9 protein-coding genes are annotated in these 8430 nt (G+C 65.6%); 8 read left to right on the top strand and 1 reads right to left on the bottom strand.

The genetic code is table 11. The annotated features are described in order from the left end of the window. A partial coding sequence (locus AAG799_RS21185; RefSeq protein ID WP_341898977.1) for a sodium:proton antiporter occupies positions 1-933 on the top strand: 933 nt, incomplete at its 5' end. An 82-nt stretch (positions 934-1015) separates the two neighbouring features. Here the strand turns inward: AAG799_RS21185 and AAG799_RS21180 are convergent. Continuing rightward, complete coding sequence (locus AAG799_RS21180) at positions 1016-1384, bottom strand: hypothetical protein (RefSeq protein ID WP_341898976.1); 369 nt, start codon at positions 1382-1384, stop codon at positions 1016-1018. Position 1385: 1 nt separating this feature from the next. Here AAG799_RS21180 and rsfS point away from each other — a divergent pair, with 1 nt between their 5' ends. The 7 genes from rsfS to AAG799_RS21145 all read left to right on the top strand — a co-directional run bounded on the left by rsfS (position 1386) and on the right by AAG799_RS21145 (position 8329). Further along, positions 1386-1739, top strand: coding sequence for a ribosome silencing factor (rsfS, locus tag AAG799_RS21175; protein WP_341898974.1), 354 nt, complete (start codon positions 1386-1388; stop codon positions 1737-1739). A gap of 12 nt (positions 1740-1751) precedes the next feature. Then, positions 1752-2222 carry a 23S rRNA (pseudouridine(1915)-N(3))-methyltransferase RlmH gene (locus tag AAG799_RS21170; RefSeq protein WP_341898973.1) on the top strand — a complete coding sequence of 157 codons (471 nt, stop codon included), beginning with the start codon at positions 1752-1754 and terminating at the stop codon, positions 2220-2222. A gap of 99 nt (positions 2223-2321) precedes the next feature. Next, positions 2322-3899 (top strand): 2,3-bisphosphoglycerate-independent phosphoglycerate mutase, encoded by a 1578-nt coding sequence (gpmI, locus tag AAG799_RS21165; RefSeq protein ID WP_341898971.1) that lies wholly within the window; start codon positions 2322-2324, stop codon positions 3897-3899. Beyond that, on the top strand, positions 3892-5103 hold the full coding sequence (locus AAG799_RS21160; RefSeq protein ID WP_341898969.1) for a peptidoglycan DD-metalloendopeptidase family protein: 1212 nt from the start codon (positions 3892-3894) through the stop codon (positions 5101-5103). Before gpmI ends, AAG799_RS21160 begins: the two co-directional genes overlap by 8 nt. Continuing rightward, on the top strand, positions 5103-6419 hold the full coding sequence (locus AAG799_RS21155) for a S41 family peptidase (protein WP_341898968.1): 1317 nt from the start codon (positions 5103-5105) through the stop codon (positions 6417-6419). The genes AAG799_RS21160 and AAG799_RS21155 overlap by 1 nt, the downstream gene beginning before the upstream one ends. A gap of 56 nt (positions 6420-6475) precedes the next feature. After that, positions 6476-7825, top strand: coding sequence for a divergent polysaccharide deacetylase family protein (locus AAG799_RS21150; RefSeq protein ID WP_341898967.1), 1350 nt, complete (start codon positions 6476-6478; stop codon positions 7823-7825). A gap of 24 nt (positions 7826-7849) precedes the next feature. Next, positions 7850-8329: an RNA pyrophosphohydrolase gene (locus tag AAG799_RS21145; protein ID WP_341898966.1), complete on the top strand. Its 480-nt coding sequence runs from the start codon at positions 7850-7852 to the stop codon at positions 8327-8329. Positions 8330-8430 lie beyond the last annotated feature (101 nt).

Here is an 8430-nt window from a genome sequence, read left to right as displayed (position 1 = left end):
GACAACCGCAAACACAACGTCCATGTCATCGTGTTCTTCATTTTTCTGGTTGCCAATGTCGGTGGCGCGCTGACGCCGCTGGGCGATCCGCCGCTGTTCCTGGGCTTCCTCAACGGCGTGCGCTTCTTCTGGACTATGGAGGCGATGTTCGCGCCCACGCTGCTGCTCGGTGTGATCCTGCTGGCGTTGTTTTACCTGATCGACCGCCACTACTACATCAAGGAAGGCATCACCCGCGATCCGACACCCGACACCACCATCGGTGTCGAGGGCGGCGCCAACATCGTCCTGCTCGCCGGCGTGATCGGCGCTGTGCTGCTGTCGGGCACCTGGATGCCGGACTGGAGCCTGTCGGTCGGCGGCGTCGAGGTGAAGCCGCAGAATCTGGCCCGCGATGTCATCCTGCTGGGACTGGCCGGCCTGTCGCTGCTGATCACCAGCAAAGCAACCCGCGACGGCAACGGCTTCAACTGGGAACCGATCCTGGAAGTGGCCAAGCTGTTTGCCGGCATCTTCCTCACCATCGTGCCGGTGATCGCCATCCTGCGCGCCGGTGCCGATGGCCAGCTGCATGGCCTGATCGCGCTCGCCACCGGGCCCGACGGCGCGCCGCGCGACGAGATGTATTTCTGGCTCACCGGCATGCTGTCGGCCTTCCTCGACAATGCGCCGACCTATCTGGTGTTCTTCCACATGGCCGGCGGCGATGCACAGGCCCTGATGGGGCCGATGGCCAGTACGCTGCTAGCGATCTCGATGGGCGCGGTCTACATGGGCGCGCTCACCTATATCGGCAATGCGCCGAATTTCATGGTCAAGGCGATTGCAGAGCAGTCGGGCGTCCGCATGCCGAGCTTTTTCGGCTATATGCTGTGGAGCTTCCCGCTTCTGCTGCTGCCGTTTGCCCTGATCACCTGGATCTGGTTCCTGTAGGGCGGCAACCGCAGGTCGTCATCGGACTTTCATTGTCGGATAACCCGAGTCGGGGTAGACTGAAGCCGATTCGGCCCCCACTTCAGTTCTGGGCCGGATCGAGGCCGGGAACCGGCCAAAAGCCGGGGATTGCGCAGGAGGACAGAGCCATCGCAACATCCACGACGCGCAAACGCGCGACTGCCGCCACCGGCTCAAAGCCGAAGGCGACATCGAAGTCCAAGACCGCCGCCGCCAGGAAGCCGGCCGCCGCGGCAAAGAACAAGACTGCAGCGAACAAGAGTACCGGACCGAAGAAGGTCACCGCGCCCAAGACGGTGACGACCGCCGTGACCAAGGCCGCCGCCAAGGCGGCGAACAAATCCAAGGCCGGCAAGCCGAAATCCGCGAAAAAGACCAGCGAGAAGCCCGCCGAGAAGACCACGGCGAAGACTGCGCCGAAGAAAATCACGGTGCCTGCCGCGGTGCTCAAGCTGCACCAGATGATCCTCAAGTCGCTGGATGACGACAAGGCCGAGGAGATCGTCTCGATCGAACTGGCCGGCAAGTCTTCGATTGCCGACTATCTGGTGATCGCATCGGGCCGCTCCTCGCGCCAGGTCAGCGCCATCGCTGAACATCTGGTCGAGCGGATTTCCAGGGAGACCGGCCGCAAGGTGCGCGCCGAAGGCAAGGCCGTGGGCGACTGGGTGCTGATCGATACCGGCGACATCGTCGTGCATATCTTCCGGCCGGAGGTGCGCAGCTTCTACAATCTGGAAAAGATGTGGGGCGGCGCGGCCATTCCGGAACCTGCTGCGGCATAAAGCTCTCACGCGATGAAGATCACGGTCGCCTGCATCGGCAAGGCCGGCCGCGCCAAGCATGATGCGGCCCAGAGCCTGCTGGAAAGCTATCGCGAGCGGCTGCCCTGGCCGGTCACCATCCGCGAGGTGGAAGACCGCAAGCAGGGCGGCAGCGTGGCCGAGCGCAAGGCGCGCGAGGCCGCCCTGCTGCTGGCCGCCCTGCCCAAGGGCGCCGTGATCGTGGCGCTGGACGAGCGCGGCAAGAGCCTGACCAGTCGCCATTTCGCCGACCTGCTGGCCCAGTGGCGCGACCATGGCGAGGCCGAGATCGCCTTCCTGATCGGCGGCGCCGACGGGCTGGACCCGGCCCTGGTGGCAAAAGCCCGGCTGACGCTGTCGCTGTCCGCCATGACCTGGCCGCATTTGCTGGCCAGGGTGATGCTGCTGGAGCAGCTCTACCGGGCCTGGAGCCTGCAGACGGGCCACCCTTATCACAGGGATTGATCGACCTTTCCGGTTACTGTGAGAGGAAAGCCCGGCGTGACCTTTGGCCCGCGCTGCGCTATGTAGAAACCCTAGAAACCCAAGCCTTTACCGACAGCCATGACCAAGATTGAGAATTCCCGCAAACCTGTTGTCCTCTGCATCCTGGACGGCTGGGGCCTGCGCGACGATCCGGCCGACAACGCGCTGGCCCAGGCGCGGCTGCCCAATTACCGCCGCCTGCTGGAAACCCGCCCGTTTGCCCGCGTCGGCACCTCGGGCCGCGATGTCGGCCTGCCCGACGGTCAGATGGGCAATTCCGAAGTCGGCCATATGAATATCGGCGCCGGGCGCATCGCCGTGCCCGATCTGGGCCGCATCGACAACGCGGTGGCCGATGGCACGCTGCAGCACAACCCGGCGATCACCGGCCTGATCGGCAAGCTGAAACAGAGCGGCGGCGCGCTGCATCTGCTCGGCCTACTGTCGGATGGCGGCGTGCATTCGCATCAGGATCACATGGCCGCCGTGGCGAAGATCTTTTCTGCTGCCGGCATCGCGGTGCAGATCCACATGTTTGCCGATGGCCGCGACACGGCGCCGAAAAGCGCACTGAATTTCCTCAAAGTCTTCCGCCAGCAGATCGGCGATGCGAAGGGTGTGTCATTCGCCACCGTGTCGGGGCGTTTCTTTGCCATGGATCGCGACAAGCGCTGGGAGCGCGTGAGCCAGGCTTACGATGCCCTGGTTGAGGCGAAGGGCAGGACTGCCGCGACTGCCGAAGCCGCCGTCGAACAGGGCTATGCCGCCGATGAAAGCGACGAGTTCATCGCGCCGACCGCGATAGCCGGCTTCACCGGCATGCAGGATGGCGATGGCCTACTGATGGCGAATTTCCGTGCCGACCGTGCGCGCGAGATCCTGACCGCCCTGCTCGATCCGCATTTCGACGGTTTCAACCGCGCCCGCATGGTGACATTCGCCGGCGCTGTAGGCCTGACCGAATATTCCGCCGCGCTGAACCCATTCCTTGCCACGGCCTATGCGCCGGTGCGCTATCCCAATGTGCTGGGCGAAGTGCTGGCGAATGCAGGAAAAACGCAGCTGCGCATCGCCGAGACCGAGAAATACGCCCATGTCACCTTCTTCATGAATGGCGGCGAGGAGCAGCCCTTCGCTGGCGAGGACCGCATCCTGGTGCCGTCGCCAAAAGTGAAGACCTATGACCTGCAGCCGGAAATGTCGGCGCCGGAACTGACCGACAAGCTGACCGCGGCGATCACCTCCGGCCAATACGATCTGGTCATCGTCAACTACGCCAATCCGGACATGGTGGGCCATACCGGCTCGATGCCGGCGGCGATCAAGGCGGCCGAAACGATCGACGCCTGCATCGGCAAACTGGAAAAGGCCGTGACCGAGATGGATGGCGTGATGCTGATCACCGCCGACCACGGCAACCTGGAAGAAATGCTGGATCGCGCCAGCGGCCAGGCCCATACCCAGCACACCACCAACCCGGTGCCGCTGCTGCTGGTCGGCCCGCGCACGGATGCTTACGGCCTGAATGACGGCCGGCTCTGCGACATCGCGCCGACCCTGCTGCATTTCCTTGGGCTGCCGCAGCCCGCAGAGATGACCGGCAATATCCTGGCCGTTGCCGGCAAGACCCAGACGGCTGCCCGCCGCCTTGCGTAAGCTGATCCTACCGCTCGTCTGTCTGGCGCTGCTGGCGCCGGCGGGCGGTTTTGCGCAGGCGCCGCAACAGCAGCTGCAGGATGTGCAGAAGCGCCTGCAGGAAAGCCGCGAGCGCGAGCGCGAACTGACCCAGGAAGCCGCCAAGCTGGCGCAGAAGCAGCGCGACCTGCAGCGCAAGCTGGTCGCCGCCGCCAGAAAGCTGCAGGCGCAGGAAGACCTGGTCTCCCAGAGCGAAGACAAGCTGGCCGGCCTGCTGGCCGATGAAGGCGCTGCCCGCGAGGCCCTGGAGGCCCGGCGCGGCGAGCTGGCACAGACGCTGGCCAGCCTGGCGCATTTGAGCCGCCAGCCGCCCGAGGCCATGGTGTTGGCACCCGGCTCGGCGCTGGACATGGTCCGGGCCAGCCAGCTGATGGCCGCCCTGGTGCCCGAGATCGAGAACCGCGCAACAAGTTTGCGCAACGAACTGACCCGGCTGGCCAAGCTGCGCCAGGGCGTGGCCGCTGAGCAGGAACGGCTCGGCAAGGCCATCGCCCAGCTGGATCATGAGCGCCGCGACCTGGAATTCCTGCAGGCCGAAACCCATGCCGCCGCCGCACAAACGGCGGAAGAGCGCGATTCCGCCCGCGAAACCAGCGGCCAGCTGGCCGCCCAGGCCAAGGATCTGCGCGCCCTGGTCGAGCGCCTGCTGGAACAGGAACGCCGCGAGGCCGAACGCCGGATGGCCGAAGCCGCCCGTCGCCAGCAGCAGGGCCAGTCCGCCCCCAGGGGCAGCACAACCCCCGATCCGCCGGAGGCCTATGCCGCCCTGGAGGGCTCTGCCGCCCTGCCGGCGCGCGGCCGCATCACCGGGCGCTTCGGCCAGGCCGATGAAAACGGCGTGCCGTTACGCGGAATCCGCATCGAAACCCGGCCCGGCGGGCAGGTGATCGCGCCCGCTGACGGCAAAGTGATGTTCGCCGGACCCTTCCGTGGCTACGGGCAACTCTTGATTATCGCCCATGGCGGCGGATACCATAGCTTATTGGCGGGATTTGGACGGATCGACCGCTCTGTCGGTCAATGGGTGCTTGCCGGCGAACCGGTCGGCCTGTTGACCAACTCCCCAGGCGAAAAACCCGTCCTATATCTCGAACTGAGGCGCAAAGGTGAAACGGTCAATCCGTTACCCTGGCTGGCCTCGGGCGACAGAAAGGTGAGCGGCTGATGCGCAATTTCCTCCTCGGCGGTGTCTGTGCTTTCGCGTTGATGGGGTCGGTGGCGCTGTTCGCCGCTCCCAGCAAGGTCGGCGGCCTGCAGGCCAATGAAACCTATCGGCAGCTCAACCTGTTCGGCGAAATCTTCGAACGCGTGCGCAACGATTACTACAAAGAGACCAAGGACGACGAGCTGATGGAGGCCGCCATCAACGGCATGCTGTCCTCGCTCGATCCCTACTCGATCTACATGCCGCCGCGCAGCTTCCAGGAAGCCCGCGTGCAGACGCGCGGCGAGTTCGGCGGTCTGGGCATCGAAGTGACCCAGGAGAACGGCCTGATCAAGGTGGTGTCGCCGATCGACGAGACGCCGGCGCAGAAGGCCGGCGTGCTGCCGGGCGACCTGATCACCCATCTGGACGGCGATCCGGTGATGGGCAAGTCGCTGAATGAATCGATCGAGAAGATGCGCGGCGCGCCGAACACCAACATCGTGCTGACCGTGCGGCGCGGCGCCGTCGATGCGGCCAAGACCTTCGATATCAAGATCACCCGCGCGGTGATCAAGACCCGCGTGGTGCGTGCCCGCCGCGAGGGCGAGTTTGCCTACCTGCGCATCTCGTCGTTCAACGAACACACCACCCAGGACATGGTTGCCGCCATCGACAAGCTGAAGGGCGAGATGGGCAACGACCTGAAGGGCTATATCATCGACCTGCGCGACAATCCGGGCGGCCTGCTGGATCAGGCCATCTCGGTGTCGGACAGCTTCCTGAACCAGGGCGAGATCGTGTCGACCCGCGCGCTGCGTCCCAGCACCGATGACGGCCAGCGCTACAACGCCAAGCGCGGCGATGTCGCCGATGGCAAGCCGATGGCCGTGCTGATCAATGGCGGTTCGGCCTCGGCGTCGGAAATCGTCGCCGGCGCGCTGCAGGATCATCATCGCGCCGTGCTGGTGGGCAACACCACCTTCGGCAAGGGCCTGGTGCAGACCATGATCCCGCTGGGCGAATTCGGCGGCATGAAGCTGACCACGGCGGGCTATTTCACGCCGTCGGGCCGCTCGATCGACAAGGTCGGCATCTCGGCCGATGTGGAAGCCTGGAACGAGCGCGACCGCCAGATCGCCGCGGCACTGAAAGAGCGCCGCCAGATGACCGGCACGCGCGAGACCGAGGAAAACAAGCCCGAGAAGCAGGCCGAGCCGTCGACGGTGACGCCGCCGCAGAAGGTGCCGACACCCGGCCAGGACGGTCCCGATCTGGTGCTGCAGGCGGCGATGGAGGTGCTGCGCGCACCGCCCAAGCCGACTGCCCGGAAATGATCCGCCAGGACATGATTCGATTGTGCGACGGATCAGCAGAAGGCTGAACCACCGCAATGGCCGCCAAACTTCACGCCGATCCGGATGACCGGGCGATGGACGCAGAGCCCAAACAGGGTCTGCTCAAGCGACTGTTCGGCGGCAAAAAGAAAAAGCCTGCCGCCGGCGAGATGAATGGCGGCGGCGATATGGGCGGCGGCGAAGGCATGCTGGCCGCCGATGACGATGCCGACCTGATCCAGACCATCACCGGCGAAGACGACGCACCGCCGCCCGAGCCGCCGCGCCGGCGCGGCATGAAGCATCGCATCACCACCTTTTTCCGTATCATCGGCCTGATCCTGTGGCCGCCTTTCCTGCGCGGCGACCTGCGCACGGTCAATCGCCGCCTGCTGATGGCCGCCTGGACTGTGGTGCTGTTCGTGCTGGCCGGCGGCGGCGGCTGGCTGGTCACCACCGGCGAGAAGCTGCCCTTCCTGCCCGGTTCGGAAGTGGTGATCGGCGTCGGCAAGCTGGTGCTGCCGCCCGAAGCGCGCCTGGCGCCGGACCAGAAGACCAATGCCGCCGCGCCGCCGCCTGCGGTTGGCCGGCTGGCCAGCGGCCTGCTGGTGGCGCCCGATCCGATGCTGGCCGAACCCACGCCGCGCGGCCTGGTGCCGAAGATCGGCAGCGATGGCCGGCAGCCCTGGAGCGCCTATGCGCGGCCCTTCGACGAGCCGCCGACGCGGCCGCGGCTGGCCATCGTGCTGCATGACATGGGCCTGAATGCGCAGCTCACCGCGCTGGCGGCCGAACGCCTGCCACCGGCCATCACCTTCGCCTTCAATCCTTACGCGCCCGACCTGTCGGCACAGGTGGAGGCAGCCCGCACCGCCGGTCATGAAGTGCTGCTCGGCCTGCCGATGGAACCCTTCGATTATCCGGCCAGCGATCCCGGCCCCTATACGCTGCTGACGTCTTTAAGCGAGCAGGAGAATGTGCGCAGGCTCGACTGGATTTTGGCGCGTGCGCCCGGCTATATCGGCTTCAGCAACCTGATGGGCGGCAAATACACCTCCTCGCCCGAACATATGCGCGTGATCGCCGGCAAGCTGAAGGAACGCGGCCTGCTGTTTGTCGATGCGCGCACCGCGCCGCGCAGCGTCGCCGCGCGCATCGTGCGCGAGGCCGGTGGCGTCTATGCCGTCGTCAACCGCCAGATCGATGCGGCACCGACCGGCCCGCTGATCGATGCCCGCCTGGAAGAGCTGGAACGCACGGCGCGCGCCAGCGGTGTTGCCATCGGGGGCGCCTTGCCCTATCCGATCACGCTGGATCGGCTGCTGGCCTGGAGTCGCGGCCTCGAAGCCAAAGGCATCGCGCTGGCACCGGTATCCGCCATCGCCAATCGACAGACCCCGGAATGAAATCTTTTTTTGAGTGAGTGTTCCATGAGTACGGATGCACGGCCCTATCGCGACGGCGTTGGCATCGCACTGCTGAATGCCGACGACATGGTGTTTGTCGGCCAGCGTATCGACCAGACCGCCGAAGCCTGGCAGATGCCACAGGGCGGCATCGACCCCGGTGAAGACCCGCTGCAGGCCGCCCTGCGCGAGATGGAAGAAGAGATCGGCGTGCCGGCGCATCTGGCCGAGGTGATCGCCGAAAGCCGCGACTGGCTGGCTTACGACCTGCCGCCTGATCTGGTCGACAAGGTGTGGAAGGGCCGCTACCGCGGCCAGCGCCAGAAATGGTATCTCGCCCGCTTCAAGGGCCGCGACAGCGACATCAACCTGCAGACTACGCATCCGGAATTCAACCAGTGGCGCTGGCTGCCATTCCGCCAGCTGCCCGACATGATCGTGCCGTTCAAGCGGCCGATCTACGAACTGATCGTCGCCGAATTCGCCGACCGCGTCCGCACCTGAGGCAGCATGAACAAGGGCGACATCCTGCTGCTGCATGGCGCTTTTGTCGGCGGCTGGGTGTTCGAACGGCTGCGCGGTGAACTGAACCGGCGCGGCTGGAA

Origin of the sequence: Ferrovibrio terrae (assembly GCF_943371255.1) — a bacterium.
Lineage (GTDB): Bacteria > Pseudomonadota > Alphaproteobacteria > Ferrovibrionales > Ferrovibrionaceae > Ferrovibrio > Ferrovibrio terrae_B.
Note: the sequence above shows the minus strand (reverse complement) of the source record. Positions and strands in the feature narration are given on the sequence as shown.